The organism is Pseudomonas cucumis (assembly GCF_030687935.1).
Classification (GTDB): domain Bacteria; phylum Pseudomonadota; class Gammaproteobacteria; order Pseudomonadales; family Pseudomonadaceae; genus Aquipseudomonas; species Aquipseudomonas cucumis.
In genome coordinates this window covers 4,216,963-4,238,008 of record NZ_CP117454.1, presented here as the reverse complement: position 1 = coordinate 4,238,008, position 21,046 = coordinate 4,216,963, and the positions used below count along the sequence as shown (strand labels likewise).

The 21,046-nt window shown below is 60.1% G+C and carries 17 protein-coding genes; 11 read left to right on the top strand and 6 right to left on the bottom strand.

Annotated elements, in window-relative coordinates; translation table 11 throughout:
- The first annotated feature begins 23 nt into the window (after positions 1 to 23).
- From PSH97_RS19245 to PSH97_RS19235, 3 genes are all read left to right on the top strand, one after another.
- Entirely contained in the window at positions 24 to 470 is a 447-nt protein-coding gene (locus PSH97_RS19245; protein ID WP_305446282.1) for a response regulator, read from the top strand.
- Positions 471 to 613: 143 nt separating this feature from the next.
- The gene (locus PSH97_RS19240) at positions 614 to 1,234 is read left to right on the top strand and encodes a response regulator transcription factor (RefSeq protein WP_305446281.1); all 621 of its coding nucleotides are present in this window, start codon (positions 614 to 616) and stop codon (positions 1,232 to 1,234) included.
- Between the two features lie 12 nt (positions 1,235 to 1,246).
- Positions 1,247 to 4,465 carry a transporter substrate-binding domain-containing protein gene (locus tag PSH97_RS19235; protein WP_305446280.1) on the top strand — a complete coding sequence of 1,073 codons (3,219 nt, stop codon included), beginning with the start codon at positions 1,247 to 1,249 and terminating at the stop codon, positions 4,463 to 4,465.
- Between the two features lie 3 nt (positions 4,466 to 4,468).
- On the opposite strand, the gene dkgB is transcribed toward PSH97_RS19235, so the two are convergent.
- Together dkgB and PSH97_RS19225 are read right to left on the bottom strand one after the other, a co-directional pair.
- Positions 4,469 to 5,272: a 2,5-didehydrogluconate reductase DkgB gene (dkgB, locus tag PSH97_RS19230; RefSeq protein ID WP_305446279.1), complete on the bottom strand. Its 804-nt coding sequence runs from the start codon at positions 5,270 to 5,272 to the stop codon at positions 4,469 to 4,471.
- Positions 5,273 to 5,409: 137 nt separating this feature from the next.
- Complete coding sequence (locus tag PSH97_RS19225) at positions 5,410 to 6,318, bottom strand: LysR substrate-binding domain-containing protein (protein WP_305446278.1); 909 nt, start codon at positions 6,316 to 6,318, stop codon at positions 5,410 to 5,412.
- A gap of 104 nt (positions 6,319 to 6,422) precedes the next feature.
- Between PSH97_RS19225 and PSH97_RS19220 the strand changes: the two genes are divergently transcribed.
- The 4 genes from PSH97_RS19220 to PSH97_RS19205 all read left to right on the top strand — a co-directional run bounded on the left by PSH97_RS19220 (position 6,423) and on the right by PSH97_RS19205 (position 10,277).
- The gene (locus tag PSH97_RS19220) at positions 6,423 to 7,289 is read left to right on the top strand and encodes a pirin family protein (protein WP_305446277.1); all 867 of its coding nucleotides are present in this window, start codon (positions 6,423 to 6,425) and stop codon (positions 7,287 to 7,289) included.
- Between the two features lie 113 nt (positions 7,290 to 7,402).
- Positions 7,403 to 8,029 (top strand): isochorismate family cysteine hydrolase YcaC, encoded by a 627-nt coding sequence (ycaC, locus tag PSH97_RS19215; RefSeq protein ID WP_052963111.1) that lies wholly within the window; start codon positions 7,403 to 7,405, stop codon positions 8,027 to 8,029.
- Between the two features lie 189 nt (positions 8,030 to 8,218).
- Complete coding sequence (locus PSH97_RS19210) at positions 8,219 to 9,664, top strand: mechanosensitive ion channel family protein (protein ID WP_305446276.1); 1,446 nt, start codon at positions 8,219 to 8,221, stop codon at positions 9,662 to 9,664.
- A gap of 172 nt (positions 9,665 to 9,836) precedes the next feature.
- A complete protein-coding gene (locus PSH97_RS19205; RefSeq protein WP_305446275.1) occupies positions 9,837 to 10,277 on the top strand; it encodes a carboxymuconolactone decarboxylase family protein in 441 nt (146 codons plus the stop codon).
- Between the two features lie 23 nt (positions 10,278 to 10,300).
- Here the strand turns inward: PSH97_RS19205 and PSH97_RS19200 are convergent, their stop codons facing one another.
- Both PSH97_RS19200 and PSH97_RS19195 read right to left on the bottom strand, forming a co-directional pair.
- Complete coding sequence (locus PSH97_RS19200) at positions 10,301 to 11,893, bottom strand: DHA2 family efflux MFS transporter permease subunit (RefSeq protein WP_305446274.1); 1,593 nt, start codon at positions 11,891 to 11,893, stop codon at positions 10,301 to 10,303.
- Entirely contained in the window at positions 11,890 to 13,011 is a 1,122-nt protein-coding gene (locus tag PSH97_RS19195) for an HlyD family secretion protein (protein WP_305446273.1), read from the bottom strand. Before PSH97_RS19195 ends, PSH97_RS19200 begins: the two co-directional genes overlap by 4 nt.
- Before the next feature lie 287 nt (positions 13,012 to 13,298).
- Between PSH97_RS19195 and PSH97_RS19190 the strand changes: the two genes are divergently transcribed.
- From PSH97_RS19190 to PSH97_RS19180, 3 genes are all read left to right on the top strand, one after another.
- On the top strand, positions 13,299 to 13,799 hold the full coding sequence (locus PSH97_RS19190) for a sigma-70 family RNA polymerase sigma factor (RefSeq protein WP_305446272.1): 501 nt from the start codon (positions 13,299 to 13,301) through the stop codon (positions 13,797 to 13,799).
- Between the two features lie 40 nt (positions 13,800 to 13,839).
- Positions 13,840 to 14,814, top strand: coding sequence for a FecR family protein (locus PSH97_RS19185; RefSeq protein ID WP_305446271.1), 975 nt, complete (start codon positions 13,840 to 13,842; stop codon positions 14,812 to 14,814).
- Between the two features lie 97 nt (positions 14,815 to 14,911).
- Entirely contained in the window at positions 14,912 to 17,335 is a 2,424-nt protein-coding gene (locus tag PSH97_RS19180) for a TonB-dependent siderophore receptor (RefSeq protein WP_305446270.1), read from the top strand.
- Positions 17,336 to 17,376: 41 nt separating this feature from the next.
- Here the strand turns inward: PSH97_RS19180 and PSH97_RS19175 are convergent, their stop codons facing one another.
- Positions 17,377 to 18,528 carry an MFS transporter gene (locus PSH97_RS19175; protein ID WP_305446269.1) on the bottom strand — a complete coding sequence of 384 codons (1,152 nt, stop codon included), beginning with the start codon at positions 18,526 to 18,528 and terminating at the stop codon, positions 17,377 to 17,379.
- 166 nt (positions 18,529 to 18,694) lie between these two features.
- On the opposite strand from PSH97_RS19175, the gene PSH97_RS19170 reads away from it, so the two are divergent.
- Positions 18,695 to 19,687, top strand: a complete 993-nt coding sequence (locus tag PSH97_RS19170) for a diaminopimelate epimerase (protein WP_305446268.1) — start codon at positions 18,695 to 18,697, stop codon at positions 19,685 to 19,687.
- 101 nt (positions 19,688 to 19,788) lie between these two features.
- On the opposite strand, the gene codA is transcribed toward PSH97_RS19170, so the two are convergent.
- Positions 19,789 to 21,033, bottom strand: coding sequence for a cytosine deaminase (gene codA / locus PSH97_RS19165; RefSeq protein ID WP_305446267.1), 1,245 nt, complete (start codon positions 21,031 to 21,033; stop codon positions 19,789 to 19,791).
- Between the last annotated feature and the right edge of the window lie 13 nt (positions 21,034 to 21,046).

The following is a 21,046-nucleotide window of genomic DNA, read 5'->3' as shown; positions in this document are numbered from 1 at the left end:
ATTGATTGACCTGGAGGCTCGCGATGATCAACAAAGCCTTGCGTATCCTGATCGCCGACGAACAGCATTTTCACCGAATGAAAACCGAGCGGTTGTTCAATCAGCTCGGTTATTACCGGGTGGCACCGGTGCAAAGCCTTGCGCACATGCTGACCCTGGTCGACTACAGCTGCGAGCCGTTCGATCTGGTGGTCATCAATGCCTCACTGGCGGATGGTGCGTTGGACCTGGTGGAGTTCTTCCTCGATAACTGCCAGGTTCATTACGCCTTGATCTACGCTGACCAGCAGGCACAGGTGCCGCCATTCCCTGCCGGCTTTCAACAGCAGGTTCCGCAAAGGATTCAGGTGAGCCGCGAGGCATTGCCAGATTTTGTGTCCATTCAACGGCTGATGACGCTCATCGATCCGCCAGCGTGTGAAGCTGCACCCTACTTGAATCAAGAGCGATATCGGCAGCGGATCGGTTGATTTCCGGGGCTACCGTTCGTCGGTACTATCAATTCTGTCAGGTACATTTTTTCTGTCTTCCATGCAAAAGTCTTAGCGCAGCCGTTGCGTCTGTCTCGGCGCTATCCGGGGGTAATCGTCGAGTCTTTGCACAGGGAATTGCCATGAAGAAAGCGCTGCTTGTGGACGATCATCCTGTGGTGAGTGCCGCAGTCCGAATTGTCCTTGAACCAGAGGGTTTCAAACTCATTTATGAGGCGTTCAGTGTTGGCGAGGCCTTGTCGATACTTCGTGAGCATGCAGTCGATCTGGTGATATTGGATCTGGTCATGCCCGGCGGTGATGGGCTGGATGTGCTTGAACGGATCAAGGCCAATGACTTGTCCTGCCGGGTGCTGGTGTTCTCGTCGCTGGATCCGCTGTTCTTTCAGGATCGCTGCATGCGTGCCGGGGCCATGGCGTATGTCGCCAAGACCAACGATTTGAGTCAATTGCAAAAAGCCGTGCATGCGGTCATGGCCGGCTACACCTATTTCGCGCATCTGCCTTCTGGACCTCAGGACAGCCTGCAAAGCAGCGAAAAACAGATGATCGACAAACTCTCCAACCGCGAATTGAGCATCCTGCAACACCTGGCCCGAGGCATGTCTAACAAGGTCATCGGCGAACTTATGCACTTGAGTCACAAGACTATCAGCACCTACAAGACTCGCTTGATCGAAAAGCTGGGGGTGAACGCGGCGGTGCACCTGCGAGACTTCGCCAAACGTAATCGTTTGATCTGAATGACCCCGATCATGCGCCTGTTTCTGTCGGTCTTGGCACTGAGCCTTTTAACGCAGTTGCCTGCGGCGATGGCCGACGAGCCGCAGCAGTTGCACCTGCTGGGTCGTTCCACGGTGGAGGGTTTTCAGGTCAAGCTGGATGAAAGGGACTGGCAATGGCTACGCGATAAACGGGCCTTGCGCGTCGGTGTAACGGGGGCGGATTACCCGCCGTTCGAAGTAACGCGCCACCGCGGTGAGCTGGAGGGCATCACGGCCGATTACGCCGATCTGCTGGGGCAACTGCTGCACGTCAAGATTGACGTGTTGCGTTATGCCACCCGTGAAGCCGCCATGGACGCCCTGAAACGCCATGAGCTGGATCTGCTCGGGACATCGAACAACTTCGAAGCGGCGGACCCGGCGCTGACCCGGTCCCGAGCCTATGCCGAAGATCAGCCGATGCTGGTCACTCGACTGGACGAGCGAATGCCTGTCGATCTTGGCGGCAAACGTATCGCCATGGTCGAAGATTATTTGCCGGCCCAGACTGTGGAAGCCTTCTACCCCGACGCGACCTTGCAGCTTTATCCCTCGGCACTCGATGCGCTCGGAGCAGTAGCGTTCGGGCCGGACGATGTGTACCTGGGCGACTTCATCAGCGCCAATTATCTGATCAACAATAACTACCTCAACAATGTCCATCTGGCGGGGCCTTCCGGTCTGGATGCCAATCCGTTCGGCTTCGCTCTGGCGATGGACAATCCGCGTCTCAAAAGCATCATCGACAAGGCTCTGGCGGCAATACCGATGGAACAGCGCGCGGTCATCGAGGTGCGCTGGAGTGCCGGCAGGGCCAATACGATGGGCCAGCAGCCGGTGCGTTTGAGCGTCAGTGAGCAGCGCTGGCTGGAGCGGCATCCGACGATCACTGTCGGCGCGATCGACAACTTTGCTCCGCTGACGTTCTACGATGCCCAAGGCCGGCTCAGCGGGTTGACGGCGCAGTTGCTGACGCTGATCAGCCAGCGCAGCGGTTTGACCTTTCAGGTACAACGCGGCCGCTCACTGGACCGGCAAATCGAGCAACTCCAGGCCGGAGAGATCGACCTGTTACCTGTGGTCACCCCAAGTAGCGAGCGTGAAGACGCGTTGCTCTTTACCCGCGCCTACCTGAGCAATCCATTTGTGCTGGTCAGTGCAACGACCACGGGCAGCCCCAGGACACTGGACGATCTGGCCGGTAAACGCCTGGCAATTTATCGTGGCCATCCGTTGTTCGGATATATACAGACCCGGGCGCCGCAGGTTCGCCTGGTCGAAGCGCAAAGCCCGGCCGAGGGCATGGAATGGGTGATCAAGGGGCAGGCTGAGGCGACGCTCAGTTCATTGATCGTCGCCCGTTACCTGATTGCCCGGCATTACCGGGATCGCCTGCGCGTCAGCAGCACCGTGGGTGATCAACCTGCCCGTATCGCCTTGGCCACTCACCGTGGCGCGCTGGAGTTGCACTCGATTCTGAACAAGGCATTGCTGAGTATTTCGCCTCAGGAAATGGACGATCTGGTGGCCCGCTGGAGTCATGATGTGGTGCTGGATGACAGCTATTGGCTGCGCCATCGTCAGGGCATTCTTCAGGCCTTTGCCGTGGCTGGCGCCTTGCTGTTGCTCGCTTTTGGCTGGATTGCCTGGCAGCGCCGACAGATCCGCCAGCGTCAGCAGTGGTTGCAGCAATTGCAGGATGCCAAGAACGAGGCCGACGATGCCAACCGCGCCAAAACCACTTTTCTGGCCACCATGAGCCATGAGATCCGCACGCCGATGAATGCCCTGATCGGCATGCTCGAACTGGCCCTCAAACGTGCGGACGAAGGCGTCACCGATCGCTTTGCCATCGAGGTGGCGTCCGGTGCCGCACAACAATTGCTGGCGCTGATCGGCGACATTCTGGACATCGCCCGTATCGAGTCCGGGCATTTATCCCTGACACCTGAACGCGCCAATCTTCGGCGGCTGGTGGAATCGGTGTGTCGGGTTTTCGAAGACCTTGCACGGCAGAAAGAGCTGGCGTGGCGAATCGATCTGGATGAACACAGCGACGGCGATGTGTTGATCGACCCCACCCGTTTCAAGCAGGTGCTGTCCAATCTGCTGAGCAACGCCATCAAGTTCACCCGTGAAGGCGAGGTGAGCCTGACGCTGCGGGTGACACCCGTGACGCCGGAGCATCTGGCGGTCAGTGTGCGCATTGAAGACACCGGTATTGGCATCAGCGACGTCGACCGACAACGGTTGTTCAGCCCGTTCATTCAGGCCGATAACGGCCGGCAGTCAGCTCGAAGCGGTTCTGGCCTGGGGTTGGTGATCAGTCGCACCCTGTGCGAAATGATGGGCGGCCGGTTGCAACTCGATAGCGTCCTCGGACAAGGCACACAGGTCGACATCAACCTTGAGCTGATCGCATTGCAAGCGTTGCCTTCCATTGAGGCCGAGGAGTACGGGTTGCAGGTGCCGACGCGGCCACTGACGATTCTGGTGGTTGACGATCACCTGCCTAATCGCCTGTTGCTTTCACGGCAACTGAGTCACCTTGGACATCGTATTCTGGAGGCCGAAGAGGGCGCACGGGCGCTTGAGCTGTGGCGCGAACATGAGTTCGATCTGGTGGTCACCGATTGCAATATGCCCGGGCTCAGTGGTTATGAACTGGCGGGTGCAATCCGCGATGAAGAGCGTGCCCAGGGATTGCCGCCGACGGTGATTCTGGGCTTTACCGCCAATGCGCAGCCCGAGGAAAAAGTCCGCTGCCTGGAGGCAGGTATGGACGACTGCCTGTTCAAACCCATCCGGCTGGCGGATTTGAGCGCATGGCTGGCGTCCAGGTTTGTGAGCCAAGCGCCAGAGACGCTCGAAGAGCAACCCACACCCGAAATGGACTTGAGTGGGCTGGAGCAATACGTCGGTGCGGACCGCACGCTGCTTGATCACTTGGTGCGCGAACTGGCGGTGACAAACCGCAGTGATCGGATCAATCTGCTCCAGGCGCACGCCAGTGGCGATCGCCCAGGTCTGCAAGACCTGGCGCACCGCATCAAGGGCAGTGCGCGTATGGTCCGGGCGGTGCGTTTGATCGAGCATTGCGAACAACTGGAGCGTGTCGTCGATGAGGAGAACACGGCGCTGCTCGACGAAGCCGTCGATCGGTTGCAGCAAGCCATGTCATCGCTGGACAAACATTTGAACCAAGGCTGAGGTTCAATCCCACTGCGGCGCAATGCCTTTGGGGCTGGTCAGGCGCTGGCCGCGATCCAGGCCTGCAATCAGCGCCATGTCGGCATCGCTCAGGGTCAAGGCGCAGGCTTGCAGATTGCCTTGCAGGTTGGCGCGTTTGGTGGAGGAAGGAATCACCGCGTACCCCTGCTGCATGGCCCACGCCAGCGTGACCTGAGCCGGTGTCGCCTGAAGGCGATCGGCGATCTGCTGGATGAGCGGATCCTTCAGCACTTCGCCGTAGGCCAGGGTCATGTAAGAGGTGATCTGAATGCCTTGGCTTTGGGCGAATTCGACAACCTTGCGGTTTTGCAGGTACGGGTGCAACTCGATCTGGTTGGTGGCGATGTTCTCGGCACCGACGGCGGCAATGGCCTGTTGCATCAGGTCAACGGTGAAGTTGGACACCCCGATCTGCCGGGTCAGGCCCAGTTGTTTGGCTTCGAGCAGCGCACCCATGAACTCTTCGACCGGCACCTGATCTTCCGGCGACGGCCAGTGGATCAGCGTCAGGTCCAGGTAATCGGTTTGCAGCTTATTCAGGCTCTCTTTGAGGCTGTCGATCAACCGGTCTTTGGCAAAGTTGGCGATCCAGATTTTGCTGGTGATGAACAGCTCTTCACGAGCAATGCCGCTGGCAGTGATGGCCTGGCCGACCTCGGCTTCGTTTTCATAGATTTGCGCGGTATCGATGACCCGGTAGCCCAGCTCAAGACCGGTGCTCACCGAATCGATGACCACCTGGCCTTGCAGGCGAAACGTACCAAGACCGAATGCGGGAATAGGCATCAATGACTCCAGGAGTTGCAATGGGAATGAGCGGGAGTATCCCCGGCTGAATCCTTGAGAAAAACCGCTGGATCGGCAAAGCACTGTTTACCGAAAGTCATGAATGGAGAATTGCTAAGCGCAAAAGATCGCAGCTCTTAAGCAATATCACTATGACTGAATTCCTCGCCCAGAAAGTCGATCAAGGCCCGCACCGACGGCAACAATCCGCGTCGTGACGGGAAGATCGCATGCACGATCCCGCACTTGGGTGTCCAGCCCGGCACCAGTTCCACCAGTCGACCGGCAGCAATGTCATCACGCACCACCACACTCGGCAAATGGGCGATGCCGATGCCGGCGAGCACCGCGTGACGTAAGGCCAGCAAGTCGTCGGTGACCATGCGAGGGGTATGACGAATCAGCGCGCTGGCACCGTCGGCACCAAACAATTCCCACTGATATTCACGCTGCGCGCCACCCCAATGCACGCTCGGCAGACCGCTGAGATCAGCCGGCGTGGCCGGTGACGACAAGCGCTGCAAAAACGCCGGAATGCCCACCAGGCATTGGGTGCTGTTGCCCAGCACCTTCATCACCATGTCGGTGTTTTCCAGCGGTGGAAAGCGCACGCGCAGAGCGATATCGAACCCTTCGTGAATCAGGTCGACCCGGCGGTTGGTGCTTTCGATAAACAACTCCACCAGCGGGTATTTGAGCATGTAGCGGGTCAGCATCGGCCCGACCCAGGAATTCAGCAGCGCCGTCGGGCAACTGATGCGCACCAGGCCCTGGGGTTCGGAGCGATTGCGTTCGATCAGTTCGGCGGCGCTTTCGGCTTCCACCCGCATGGCCAGGCAGCGCTGGTAATAGGCCTGGCCGATTTCGGTCAACGAGCAATGCCGGCTGGTGCGGTGCAGCAGGCGCACGCCGAGGCGTTCTTCGAGCTCGGCAATGCGTCGGCTGAGCTTGGATTTGGGCATGTCCAGCGCCCGCCCGGCCGGGGCGAAACCGCGATGCTCCACCACTTGGGTGAAGTAGTACAGGGTGTTGAGGTCTTCCACCATCGTTCTCCAAATAGAACGATAAGGCTGATTTTTGCAGTCTAGCGCACCAAAGGCTCCGGTTTTAAGCTTTGTCCATCGCGTTACACAACAGATTGGAGGAAAAGATGAAGAACATCATCGGTGTCTACACCAGCCCACGAACCCATTGGGTCGGCGACGGTTTTCCGGTTCGCACGCTGTTTTCCTACGACAACCTGGGCAAACACATCAGCCCGTTTCTGCTACTGGATCACGCAGGGCCCGCTGAATTCACCCCGACCACCGAGCGTCGTGGTGTTGGTCAGCATCCGCACCGTGGTTTCGAAACCGTGACTATTGTTTACAAGGGCGAAGTGGAACACCGCGACTCCACCGGTAGCGGCGGCAAGATCGGCCCCGGCGACGTGCAATGGATGACCGCGGCCTCGGGGATTGTTCATGAAGAGTTCCACTCCGAAGATTTCGCCAAGAGCGGCGGCACCCTGGAAATGGTGCAGCTGTGGGTCAACCTGCCGGCCAGGGACAAGATGGCCGAGCCCGGTTACCAGACGATTCTCGACGGTGACATCCCGAACATCCCACTGAAGAACAACACGGGCAGCTTGCGTTTGATCGCCGGTGAATTCGAAGGCCACAGCGGCCCGGCGCGCACCTTTACGCCGATCGACGTATGGGACGTTCGCTTGAACGCCGGCAAGTTGCTGACCCTGGATCTGCACGAAGGGCGCAACACCGCACTGGTGGTGCTGCGCGGCACGGTTCAGGTCAACGGCCTGGAACTGGTGCGTGAAGGGCAGTTGGCGTTGTTCGAACGCGACGGTGATCAGCTCAGCCTGGAAGCCAATAACGACGCCGTGGTGTTGTTGCTCAGCGGCGAGCCGATTGACGAGCCCATCGTCGGCCATGGCCCGTTCGTGATGAACACTGAGCAAGAGATTCATCAGGCTTTTGCCGACTTCCATTCGGGCCAGTTCGGCCGGATGCCCGTTTGAAATCATTGTTGTAGCGCTGTGGCGTACCGGGCTTGCCTGGCCACGTTTAAACGAAAAATCAGAGTTCACTTACGCCGGCCCGTTCGGCATCGATAAAAAGCGAGGATTACCCCATGACTACTTCCTACAAACGTCTCGACAAAGATAACGCCGCCGTTCTGCTGGTCGATCACCAGGCGGGTTTGCTTTCTCTGGTGCGCGATATCGATCCGGACCGTTTCAAGAACAACGTGCTGGCCCTGGCCGACCTGGCCAAGTACTTCAAGCTGCCAACGATTCTGACCACCAGTTTTGAAACCGGCCCCAATGGCCCACTGGTGCCGGAACTCAAGGCACTGTTCCCGGACGCGCCATACATCGCTCGCCCAGGCCAGATCAATGCCTGGGACAACGAAGACTTCGTCAAGGCGATCAAGGCTACCGGCAAGAAACAACTGATCATCGCGGGTGTGGTGACCGAAGTCTGCGTGGCATTCCCGGCGCTGTCGGCTTTGGCCGAAGGCTTTGAAGTGTTCGTGGTGACCGATGCTTCCGGCACGTTCAACGAACTGACCCGTCAATCGGCATGGGATCGCATGTCGTCCTCCGGTGCCCAACTGATGACCTGGTTCGGCCTGGCCTGTGAGCTGCATCGCGACTGGCGCAACGACGTGGAAGGCCTGGCGACTTTGTTCTCCAACCACATCCCGGACTACCGCAACCTGATGACCAGCTACAACACCCTGACCAACGCCAAGTAAACCCTGGCAGCACATACACACATAACTTGTGGGAGCGGGCTTGCCCGCGATAGCGGTCGATCAGTCAACATCACAGTGACTGATCAATTGCCATCGCGGGCAAGCCCGCTCCCACAGTGTTTTGTGTTGTTCTGAAGACATCAAATCCTCCTACACTGTGCCCATCCGTACCCTTGCTGGAGTTGCTTGATGCTGTCACTGCTCACCGATCACCCGTTGCTCAGCGCGCTGATCCTGATCCTGATCGATCTGGTGTTGTGGCGTTTGATCACAGCCAGCGGCAGCAACTGGAAACTGGCGGTACGACTGGTGATTTTCTCGTTGTTCAGCGTGCTGCTGTTCAACGAAGGCTTGAATCCCATGGCGCCGGCGCCTTGGGTCGACAATGTGCCGTTGCACCTGGCGGCCACCGGTTTGCAGATCGGCTGGTGGTTGTATGCAGCGCGCACCCTGACGGTGTTGATCGGTGCGGTGATGATGCAACGGGTCGGGCACACCGGGCGTTTGCTGCAAGATCTGCTCGGCGCGGTGATTTTCCTGATCGCAGTCATCGCTGCCCTGGCGTACGTGCTCGAATTGCCGGTCAAGGGCGTGCTGGCAACGTCCGGTGCGTTGGCGATCATCGTCGGCCTGGCCTTGCAAAGTACCCTCAGCGACGTGTTCTCCGGGATCGTCCTGAACACTACAAAACCCTATCAACTGGATGACTGGATCTCCATCGATGGCACCGAAGGCCGGGTCACCGACATCGACTGGCGCGCCACGCGCCTGCAAACCGCGCAAGGCAGCATGGCGGTGATTCCCAACTCGTTGGCGGCCAAGGCCAAGATCATCAACTTCAGCCGGCCCAGTGACATTTTCGGGGTATCAATCAGCTTGCAAGTAAGCCCCCATGCGCGTCCGCAAACGGTGATTGATGCACTGGAGCGGGCCATGCAGGGCTGCCGCTTCCTGTTGGCCAAACCGGCGCCGAGTGTGTCGTTGAAAAGTTCCGGCAGCGCTGGCATGGAATACGAAATCAGCGGCTTTGTAATCTCCATGGATCAGAAACGCATGGTGCGTAATCAGTTGTTCGACCTGGCATTCCGGCATTTGCAGGCGTCCGGTGTCAGCCTGTTGTCGAGCGTCGAACCCAACGCGCCTGTTGCGCTGTCACGCCCGCGGGCGCTGCTGGATAGCTCGAACATCTTCTCGACCCTGCGTCAGGAAGAGAAAGAAACCTTCAGCCAGAACATGAAGCTGCAAACCTTCCGCGCCGGTGAAATGATCCTGCCGGCGGGGGAGGTCAGCGATCACCTGTTCATCATCGAATCCGGCGTGGTGTCAGTCGCCCTGAGCCGCGGTGGCAAAAAGTTCGAGGCCGGGCGCATGGGGCCGGGTGAGGTGATTGGCGAGGCCGGTATTCTGTCCGATGAATCGGCGCTCGCCGACTTTTCGGCCAAGACCTTTTGCACCCTCTACCGCATCGAGAAGGAATACCTCAAGCCGTGCCTGGATGCGCGTCATGACATCAGCGAAGCGATGAAGGCGTTGTTCGATTACCGGATGCATACGGCTCAGACGCTGATTCAGGAAACACCCAAGGTGGTGGAGAAGAAAGGGTTTTTGCAGTGGTTGCGCAGCCGTAGCCATTGATGTGTCGGTTGCCTGTTCCGGCCCCTTCGCGAGCTAGCTCGCGAAAGAACCGGAACAGTCACTGAAAATCTTCTGGTCTATTGGCATCCTCAACTTCCCAATAATTGGCTATTTGTTCAACGTCAGGTCGGCATTAACGTAGCGCCAATCCCACCTGTGATTGGAGCTCACCATGCAACCTCGTATCGATTTCTACACGGCCTCCCCGGACGGCCTCAACGCCATGATCGCCCTGGAAACCGCCGTCTCGAAACTGCCGCTGGAAAAGTCGCTGATCGAACTGGTCAAGCTGCGCGCGTCGCAGATCAACGGCTGCGCCTTCTGCCTCGACATGCACACCGCCGATGCCCGCAAGGATGGCGAAACCGAGCGTCGTCTGTACACCTTGTCGGCGTGGCGTGAAACACCCTTCTTCACCCCCCGTGAACGCGCGGCCCTGGCCTGGACCGAGTCCCTGACGCAGCTGAGCCTGACCCATGCCCCGGACGAAGACTATGCACTGCTCAGCACCGAGTTCAGCCCCAAGGAAATGGTCGACCTGACCGTGGCAATTTCCACCATCAACAGCTGGAACCGCCTGGCCGTGGGTTTTCGTAAAATGCCTCAGGCCTGATTTTTTTGAAGTAGCGACCGGGCTCAATGAGCATCAGCGCTCGGCGCGGCCGGTGGTTGTACCTTGCGCATCAAGGGCACCATCGCCGTGGCGAGGATGAAGCAGACCATGATCATCAGGAATGCGTCGCCGTAGGTTTGCGTCTGCGCTTCGCGGTAGGTCAGCAGCCATAGCTGACGCAGGCTGGCGGTGACGCCGATGTCACCGCTCTGGCCTAGAGCGGCGAAGTTATTGCCGACCTGGGACAGCCACTGATTCAGCGCTTCGTTGGTGCTGTTGAGGTTCTCCGCCAACCGGGTGAAGTGCAGGTTGGTGCGGTCATTGAGGATCGTGGCGCACGCGGCGATACCCATCGCGCCGCCGAGGTTGCGCATCAGGTTGAACAACCCCGAAGCATGTTTGAGCCGCGCGGGCGCCAGTCCGCCGAGAGTCAGGGTCACCGCTGGCGGCACCGCCAGTTGTTGAGCGATCCCGCGCAAGGCTTGCGGCAGCATCAATTCTTTGGCCCCCCAGTCATGGGTGATCGGGCTGAAATCCCACATCGACAGGGCAAACAGCCCAAGGCCGCTCATCATGACCCAGCGCAGGTCGATGCGGTTGGCCAGAAAGGCGTACAGCGGAATCGCCAGGATCTGGAACACCCCGGTGGAAAAAACCGCCAGGCCGATGTCCAGCGCGCCGTAGCCACGTACACGACCGAGAAACAGTGGCGTCAGGTAAATCGTCGCGAATAGACCGATCCCGGTGACGAACGAAAAAAAGCAGCCGAGGGCGAAGTTGCGGTCCTTCAAGGCGCGCAGATCGACGATCGGATTGGCCACGTGCAAGGTTCGACCAATGAAGGCCAAGCCGGCCAGACCACTGATCCAGGCGGTGGTCAGAATCGTGCTGTCGCTGAACCAGTTGAAGCGCGGGCCTTCTTCGAGGGTGTATTGCAGGCAACCGAGAAACACCGCCATGAACAGCATGCTCAGATAGTCGGCGCCCTTGAGCAGGGACAGTTCCGGCTGGTCGATTTTCACCAGCATCGGCACCGCCACCGCAACGAAAATCCCCGGCACCAGATTGATGTAGAACAGCCAGTGCCAGGATGAAATGTCCGTGATCCAGCCACCGATCACCGGCCCCAGCGTCGGTGCCAGCGAGGCCACGGCGCCGATGGTCGCGGCGGCGATCACCCGTTGTTTACCGGTGAAGAAAAAGAACGCGGTGGTGAACACCAGCGGGATCATCGAACCGCCGAGAAATCCTTGCAAGGCGCGAAAGACGATCATGCTCTGGATGTTCCACGCCGCGCCGCAGAGCAGGCTGGCCAGGGTGAAGCCCACCGCCGAGGCGCAGAACAACCAACGGGTCGAGAACACCCGGGACAGCCAGCCCGACAGCGGAATCACGATGATTTCGGCGATCAGGTAACTGGTCTGTACCCACGCGGTTTCGTCAGTGCCGGCCGAGAGCCCGCCGCCGATGTCACGCAGCGACGCCGAGACGATTTGAATGTCCAGCAGCGCAATGAACATGCCGATGCACATCGTGGCGAAGGCGAACACCTTGGTCGCCGTTGCCATGTTGGCGGCGTCGAACGGCTGCGCGGGGGCGGCGAGGGCGCGACTCATGGTGCGCTGGCCACGGTCGGGGTTTCAGGTTCGGCGCGGGTGTCCACTTCGGCAGTCACCGACAGACCGGGACGCAGATGGCCGAGTACGCCGTCAGCGGGATCGAGCAGGATCCGCACCGGCACCCGCTGGACGATTTTGGTGAAATTGCCGGTGGCGTTTTCCGGTGGCAGCACGCTGAACTGCGAACCACTGGCCGGCGCGAGGCTGTCCAGATGACCGTGGAATTCACGCCCCTTGAGCACGTCCGCATGAACGATCACGCGCTGGCCCGGCGTCATCCGCGACAGCTGATCTTCCTTGAAGTTGGCATCGACCCACAGCCCGCTGGCCGGCACCACCGACAACAGCTGCGAACCGGCCTGGGCGTAAGCGCCGACCCGTGCCCGACGATTACCGATCACGCCGTCGACGGGGGCTTTCAACTCGGTGTAACCGACGTTCAATTGCGCCAGATCACGCTCGGCCCGTGCCTGGATCAACGCGGCGCGCGCTTGCTGTTTTTGGGTTTCAATCACGTTCAATTGGCGTTGCGCGGCCAGCAGTTCGGCTTGGGCCCGGGCACTCTGCGCCTGTGCAGTCTTGAAGGTAGCGTCGGCCCGTTGCGCGCTTTCCACCGAGACAGCATTGCTGTTCACCAGGCGTTTGTAGCGGGCGTTATCGTCCCGCGAGCGCGCGGTTTCGGCGCCCGCGGCATCGATGCCGGCGCGGGCCTGGCCGATCACCGCGTGTTGCAGTTGTTCGGTGGCATCGAGGTTGGCGAGTAACGCCTCTTCGGCAGCCACCGCACCTTCTGCCTTGGCCAGGTTGGCGCGATAGTCACGGGCGTCGAGCCGAATCAACACATCGCCGGCCTTGACCTTCTGGTTGTCGGTGACCAGCACCTCCTCGATATACCCCGCGACTTTCGGCCCGATCACCGTGACGTCGCCGCCGATGTAGGCGTCGTCGGTTTCTTCGATGAAGCGCCCGGCGGTCCACCAATGAGCTGCGTACAGACCGATGAACACCAGGGTCGCGATGGCCGCTGTCAGCAGCATCAGCCTTTTAAGCAGGGGAGGCTTGGGTGTGTTTACCGCGACAGCAAGGTCGGGTTCAAGGCTGGGCATGCTGGTCATGGAGAAATACCTGTAAGAAACGATGCTTTATTACAGGTATAATATGACGTGGGTAATATTGTGTGGCAATGGGTTTCTGCTGCCGGTCGTCAGGTTGGCTATGAGTTGCAGCATGTATGGCGGACTTCTTTATCGAACGCTTTGGCCGCCCGTTCTCGGTTTTTGATTCTGGTTCAACGTTGCATCCAGTCTTTCGACGGGCCACAACACCGGGGATCGAGGGAATCCATTGCTTCCAGTTAATAGGAAGCATTACTATTCACGCCTCCTCTCCACAGCACACCGCAATGACCCCCAAGCTGCCCCGCAGACACGGCTTTTTCGAGCATTACGAAGAGTTGATCGGCACCTGGACCCGTCGTCTGAGAAATCGTCAGCAGGCCGAGGACCTGGCCCATGACACCTTCGTGCGGGTGCTTGAGTCCGATTCGGCGGCGGTGCAACAACCTCGGGCGTATTTGCACCAGACCGCGCGCAACATTGCGGTGGACGGTTATCGGCGTGAGGATCGGCGGGGCGCCATGGAGTCGGCGGCAATCGATCACAGTGTGTCGTCGTCCGGCGACCCGGAGCATTTCATGCACGCGATCCAGTTGGCGGATTCCATCGAACGGGCGCTCACCGAGTTGCCGGTCAACTGCCGCAAGGTGTTCGTCTGGCAGAAGATCGAAGGCCTGACCCAGGCCGAAATCGCCGAACGCCTGGGGCTGTCCAAGAACATGGTGGAAAAGTATATGATCCGCACCCTGCGGCATTTGCGTGATCGCCTGGACGGGTTACAGCCATGATTTGCCGCGCCTTTTCATCCCCAGCCCAACAGGACTTTCCATGATGGATACTCGTGATTGTGCGTGCGGGCAAACAACGGTTCGCGACGACGCGGCGCGGTGGTTTGTGCGTTTGCAGGAGCCTGCCGTCAACGCCGAAGAGCAGAGGCGCTTCGAGATCTGGCTGGACGAACACCCTCAGCATCGCGACGAATATCAAATGCTCCAGAGCCTGTGGGCGGCGGCCGATCTGCTGCCGGCCAAGTGTCTGCGCGCGTTGTGCGAAACCCCGCCGGCACGCCGCACACGTCATCCGCTGATGCGTTATGCAGTGGCCGCGAGTGTGTTGGCGGTGGCGCTTGGCCTGGGGTTGTTCAGTGGCTTGAATCAACCGGCGACCTACACGGCTGAATATTCCACGGCCCTTGGCGAGCGTCGTCATGTGGCGTTGCCGGACGGCTCGGTGATCGATCTGAACAGCCGCAGCCGGGTGCAGGTGCGCTATGAAAAGGACCGTCGCGGCATCGAGTTGACGCAAGGCGAGGCAATGTTCAGCGTCGAGCACGACAGCAACCGACCGTTTGTGGTCGAGGCGGGCAGCGGCAAAGTGACAGTCACCGGTACCCGTTTCGACGTGCGTCGCGACAGCGCCGAAACCCGCGTCGTAGTAGAACAGGGCACGGTCAAGGTTCAAGGTAACGACGCCGATTTCATCAGCCTCACCGCCGGCCTCGGCACTCGCGTCAATGCCCGGGGGAAAGTGGCCGCCGCCTATACGGTTAACCCTGCAGAACTGACCGCATGGCGCAGCGGCAAACTGGTGTTCAACAACGCCAGCCTCAGCGAAGTGGCTGAAGAAGTGTCGCGCTATCGTGAAAAACCGCTGACGGTCGGCAGCGCCAAAGTGGGCAATCTGCGCCTGACCAGCGTGTTCAAGTCCGACAACACCGACGCACTGCTCAAGGCCTTGCCGAGCATTCTGCCGGTGGCCATCCGCACCCTCGATGACGGCAGTCAGGAAATAATTGCCCGATAGATTCAGGTTTTTTTCGAGTTCTTCGTCTACTTGTCCAACTGCAACTGGTTTGCATTAACAGCCGCACACTCTTGCGATCCACAGGACAATGTTCGACGTGAAGAAAACCACCGCTAAAAATAACAAATCATCCTGGCTGCCCCTTGCTCTTGCCCTGGCGGTCAGCTCGGCGCTGCCCCAGGCGTTCGCTGCCGACGCCATTCATATTCAGGCGCAGCCGCTGGGTCAGGCCTTGAGTCAGTTGGGCCAGCAAACCTCGCTGCAGGTTTTTTTCAGCCCGGAACTGGTGGCGGGCAAACAGGCCCCGGCGGTCGATGGCAACCTCTCGCCGGAACAGGCTTTGCGCCAATTGCTGCAAGGCAGCGGTCTGGAATATCAGATCGATGAAGGCTCGGTGACCCTGATGCCAGCCCCGACTTCCGCCGCCAATGGCCCGCTGGAACTGGGCGTGACCGACATCAAAGTGGTTGGCGACTGGCTCGGTGATGCCGATGCTGCCGTGGTGCAAAACCATCCTGGCGCGCGTACGGTGATCCGTCGTGAAGCCATGGTCGAGCAGGGCTCCATGAACGTCGGCGACGTATTGCGTCGCGTCCCCGGTGTGCAAGTGCAGGACGCCAACGGCACCGGTGGCAGCGACATTTCCCTGAACGTCGGCGTGCGCGGCCTGACCTCGCGCCTGTCGCCACGCTCCACCGTGCTGATCGACGGCGTGCCGGCCGCCTTCGCCCCTTATGGCCAACCGCAGCTGTCCATGGCGCCGATTTCCTCCGGTAACCTCGACAGCATCGACGTGGTGCGCGGCGCCGGTTCCGTGCGTTATGGGCCGCAGAACGTCGGTGGCGTGATCAACTTCGTCACCCGCGCGATTCCGGAGAAAGCCACGGGCGAAATCGGCACCACCCTGGAAACCACCCAGCGCGGTGGCTGGAAGCACATCGACACCGCGTTTCTCGGTGGCACCGCCGATAACGGCATGGGCGTGGCGCTGTTGTATTCCGGCGTGAACGGTGACGGTTATCGCAAAAGCAACAACAGCAATGACATCGACGACGTGATCCTCAAGACCCATTGGGCGCCTACCGATCAGGACGATTTCAGCCTCAATTTCCATTACTACGACGCCAGCGCCGACATGCCCGGCGGCCTGACGCAAAAGCAGTACGATGCCGATCCGTTCCAGTCCGACCGCGACCACGACAACTTCAGCGGCCGCCGCAAAGACGTGTCCTTCAAGTGGATTCGGCAGATCGACGACCGCACCCAGGCCGAAGTGCTGACTTACTATTCCGACAGTTTCCGTGGCAGCACCATCGCCGCGCGCGACCAGAAAACCCTCAGCTCTTATCCGCGCACTTACTACACCTTCGGCATCGAGCCTCGGGTGTCCCATGTGTTCGATCTGGGCCCGACCACTCAGGAAGCCAGCGTCGGTTATCGCTACCTGAAAGAAGGCATGCATGAAGAGGCGAGCCGTCTGGCGCTGGTGAACAATCAGCCAGTGGTCACCAGAACCTCCGATGGCCATGTGTTCCAGGATCGCACCGGGGGCACCGAAGCCCACGCCGTTTACATCGATGACAAGATCGATGTCGGCAACTGGACCGTGACCCCCGGCATCCGTTTTGAAAGCATCAGCACCGAATGGCACGACCGGCCGGTTCTCGATACCGCCGGCAGACCTGTGCAGGAAAAACGTCGCAGCATCGACAGCAATGAGCCGTTGCCGGCGCTGAGCGTGATGTATCACCTGTCCGAGGCCTGGAAGTTGTTCGCCAACTACGAAACCTCGTTTGGTAGCCTGCAATATTTCCAGCTCGGTCAGGGTGGTTCGGGTGACAGCACCGCCAACGGCCTGAACCCGGAAAAGGCCAAGACCTACGAGATCGGTACGCGCTACAACGATGATGTGTGGGGCGGGGAAGTGACGCTGTTCTACATCGACTTCGATAAAGAATTGCAATACATCAGCAACGATGTGGGCTGGACCAACCTCGGCGCCACCACGCACCAGGGCCTTGAAGCCTCGGTGCACTACGACATGGCGGCGCTGGACCCACGGCTCGACGGTCTGACCGCCAACGCCGGTTTCACCTACACTCGCGCGGTTTATGAAGGTGAGATCCCAGGCTTCAAGGGCCGTGACCTACCGTTCTACTCGCGTCAGGTGGCGACCGCCGGCCTGCGTTACGACGTCAACCGCTGGACCTACAACCTCGATGCCTTTGCCCAATCCAAACAGCGCTCGCCGGGCACCGCGGTGAACGCAGATGGCAGTTTCAGTGGCAACTACATCACCGAAGGCAGCGCGGACGGCCAATACGGCGACATCCCGGGTTACGTCACCTGGAACGTGCGTGGGGGGTATGACTTTGGTTCGCAACTGTCGAACCTGAAAGTCGGGGCGGGAGTGAAGAACATTTTCGACAAGCAGTACTTCACCCGCTCCAGCGACAACAACTCGGGGATGTACGTCGGCGCACCGCGTACGTTCTTTGTGCAGGCCAGCGTCGGGTTCTGATCGACCGAGTTAACTTCATCGCGGGCTTGCCCGCGATGCTTTTAAACTTTCAACACCTTCCCGCCAATCGCCACCGCCACCAGCAACACCGCCATCAACCCAAAGGCAAAACTCAAACTGCTGCCATGGGCGATAAAGCCGATCACTGCAGGCCCGGCGAGAATCCCTGCATAACCCAGGGTGGTAATGGCCGGTACGGCAATGCTCTCCGGCATGACGGTCTGTTTGCCCACGGCGGTATAGAGCACCGGCACAATGTTCGAACAGCCAGCCCCCAGCAGCGCATACCCCACCAGTGCAGCTTCCCAGCTCGGTGCGAATGTCGCCAGTGCCAGGCCCGCCGCGGCCGTCAATCCACCAAACACAATCACTCGTGTCGCACCGAGGCGCCGGACAATCGCATCGCCGGTCAAACGTCCGACGGTCATGGTCAGCGCAAACGCGGCATAACCCAGCCCTGCATACGCCGTGTCGATCCCGCGCTCCTGCGCCAGGAACACCGCGCTCCAGTCGAGCGCCGCGCCTTCGGCCAAGAACACGATGAAACACATCCCGCCGATAAACAGCACGATGCCATGAGGAACGGCGAACGCCGGGCCGGAGCTTTCGCTGCCATAGGGCAACAGATGCGGCGCGGCCTTGAGCAACGCCACCACCAGCAGCACGATCACCACCAGCATCGCCCCCAGCGGTGACATCCCCAAACCGAGCAAGGCGCTGACACCCGCAGCACCGACGATTCCGCCAAGGCTGAACAACCCATGAAACCCCGACATCATGGTCTTGCCGCTGGCCCGTTCGACGATCACCGCTTGCAGGTTCACCGTCGAATCCACCGTGCCCAGGCCCGCGCCGAACATGAACAACGCGGCGATCAATGCCGGAATCGTAGACACCGTCGCCAACAGCGGCAGTGCCGCACAGATCAACAAAGTCCCGCCGCTCAACACCCGACGGCAGCCGAAACGCGAAGCCAGAATCCCGGCCATGGGCATCGCCAGAATCGAGCCCACCCCCAAGCACAGCAGCAACAGCCCAAGGGTTCCTTCATCCAGCCCGGCCCGCGCCTTGGCGTAAGGCACCAGCGGCGCCCAGGCCGCGATGCCGACACCTGCGATGAAAAAGGCGATGCGGGTGGACATCTGTTCCAGACGTCCGGGGACGAAGGTGGCTTGGGTGTTGAGGTTAGTCATATCGATCCTTGGCAAAAAACGTCGCATCCCCAACGGACAGTGAACAACCGCAAAGGGTTCGATCACCTCGTCCGGGTGGGTCGCAGTCAGGCAGGTGACATCCTTGCACAGCCAGCCGCTGTTTCGCGATATCGTCGACGTATCAATTGTTCATAGAGGGGGCGCCATGACGCGGATGTACGATGCTCGAGGGAATATCTATGCGGTCGTGACGCCAGACAACGTGCGCGGTAGCGGTGTCGATTTGCCTGTGCTGGCCAGCCATGCCGCGCAGACCCGTGAGGCCTGGGCAATGTTGGCCATCGAGGCGTTCTGCGCTTGGGCCCCAGGTACACAACCGCCCGGCAGCAAGGCGCATCGCTGCGATGGCCTGCTAGTGGGGCCGTTTCAATCGTCGCCGCCTTTTGACCTGTTGATCGTCAACACCGACGGCACCCTGGCCGAGCGCAGTGGCAATGGCCTGACGATTTTTTCCCAGGCTCTCAGCGAGCAGGGGCTGATACCGAAGGAAGAGGCCTGCCAGCTCCGGGTTCATCACGACAAGAGCGATGCGGTTTCTCCGGTGGGGACTTCAGTGAAGCCCGCTGAAATCGATGGCGTGCAAGGGTTCTGGCTGGACCTGGGGCAGCCATCGTTCGGGCCTGAAGCGGTGGCTGCGCAAGGGGTTGAACCCGTGATGTTGAAGGGGCGCGAAGTCAGTCATGTGCCGCCGTTGTCGGCGCTCGACCCAGCCTGGAACCACAGCCAGTTCGTGCGCATCGGTAATCCCCATTGCGTGACGTTGGTGACCGGCGTCGATGCGTTACCGAGTAACGCGCAGATGCGTGAGTCAGGATTGGCCGAATCATTGACCCGCATCGCCTATGCCATGCCGACCGGGGCAGGGCAGCCGTGTGTGGCAGGGGTGAACCTGCAATGGGCGATGCTTGAATCCGAGGGGCGAATCGTTGCGCGGGTGTTCGAGCGCGGCGAAGGGCCGACCGCCTCGTCAGGCACCAGCGCCAGTGCGGTGGCGTGTGCGGCGTGGCGCGTGGGTTGGGCGGCGGCGGGGGAAGTGAAGGTGGTCATGCCCGGCGGCACCGCGCCGATTCTGCTGGAAGAGCGGGGCGGCGAATTGAGCCGGGTCAGGTTGTTTGGTACGGCGCGGTTGATGGGGTGAAGTCAAGATCGCCATCGCGGGCAAGCCCGCTCCCACAGGTTCAGCGTGATCCTTGTGGGAGCGGGCTTGCCCGCGATGACGCCCGCTCTGTCAACGAAAATTCAGAGCCGATCGGCCCATTCCACCACCGGCATCTGCCGCTTCATCAACACCTTGCCCCCACGAATCGAATACAGCGGCAAACCCTGACTACGAATCACCTCATAATCACTGTCTGCCGACAGAATCAGCAGATTTGCCGGTCGCCCTTGTTCCAGCCCATAGCGATCGCCCAGGTTCATGGCCTTGGCACTGTTGTCGGTCACCAGATCCAGCGCGCTCTGCAGATTTCGATAACCGAGCATGTGGCAGATATGCAGCCCGGCTTCGAGCACCCGCAAAATGTTGCCGTTGCCCAGCGGATACCACGGATCGACAATCGAGTCCTGACCGAAACACACATTCATCCCCGCTTCGAGCAACTCATTCACCCGCGTCACGCCGCGGCGTTTCGGGAAGTTGTCGAAGCGCCCTTGCAGGTGAATGCTTTCGGTCGGGCAGGAGACAAAGCTGATCCCCGAATGCCCGAGCAGCCGAAAGAGTTTGGCGCAGTAGGCGTTGTCGTAGGAGCCCATGGCCGTGGTGTGGCTGGCGGCGACGCGCGAACCCATGTCGCGGCTGCGGGCCTCTTCGGCCAGCACTTCAAGGAAGCGTGAATGCGGGTCATCGGTTTCATCGCAATGCACGTCCACCAGACACCCGGTGCGCTCGGCCAGGTCCATCAGGAATTTCACTGAACTCACGCCCTGATCCCGGGTGTATTCGAAATGCGGAATGCCCCCGACCACATCGGCGCCCAGGCGGATCGCTTCTTCCATCAGCTCTCGACCGTTGCGGTACGACTCGATGCCCTCCTGAGGGAACGCGACGATTTGCAGGTCGATCAGGTGACGGCTTTCCTCGCGGACTTCGAGCATTGCCTTGAGCGCTGTCAGCTCCGGGTCAGTGACGTCGACGTGGGTGCGCACATGCTGAATGCCATGGGCAGCGAGGGTCTGGATGGTCTTCTTGGCGCGGGTCTTGGTGTCTTCCTGGGTGATCGTTGCCTTGCGCTCGCCCCAGCACTCGATGCCTTCGAACAGCGTGCCGCTCATGTTCCAGCGCGGCTCGCCGGCGGTCAGGGTGGCGTCGAGGTGAATGTGCGGCTCGACGAAGGGCGGCACCACCAGATTGCCGCCGGCGTCCAGGTCGTCAGGCCCCAGGGACGGGGCTTCGGTTTGCCGGGCAATGCTGTGAATCAGGCCGTTTTCCAGGTGCAACTCATGCAGGCCTTCTTGGTTGCGCAGGCGGGCGTTGATGATGTGCATCAGGCGAATCCTT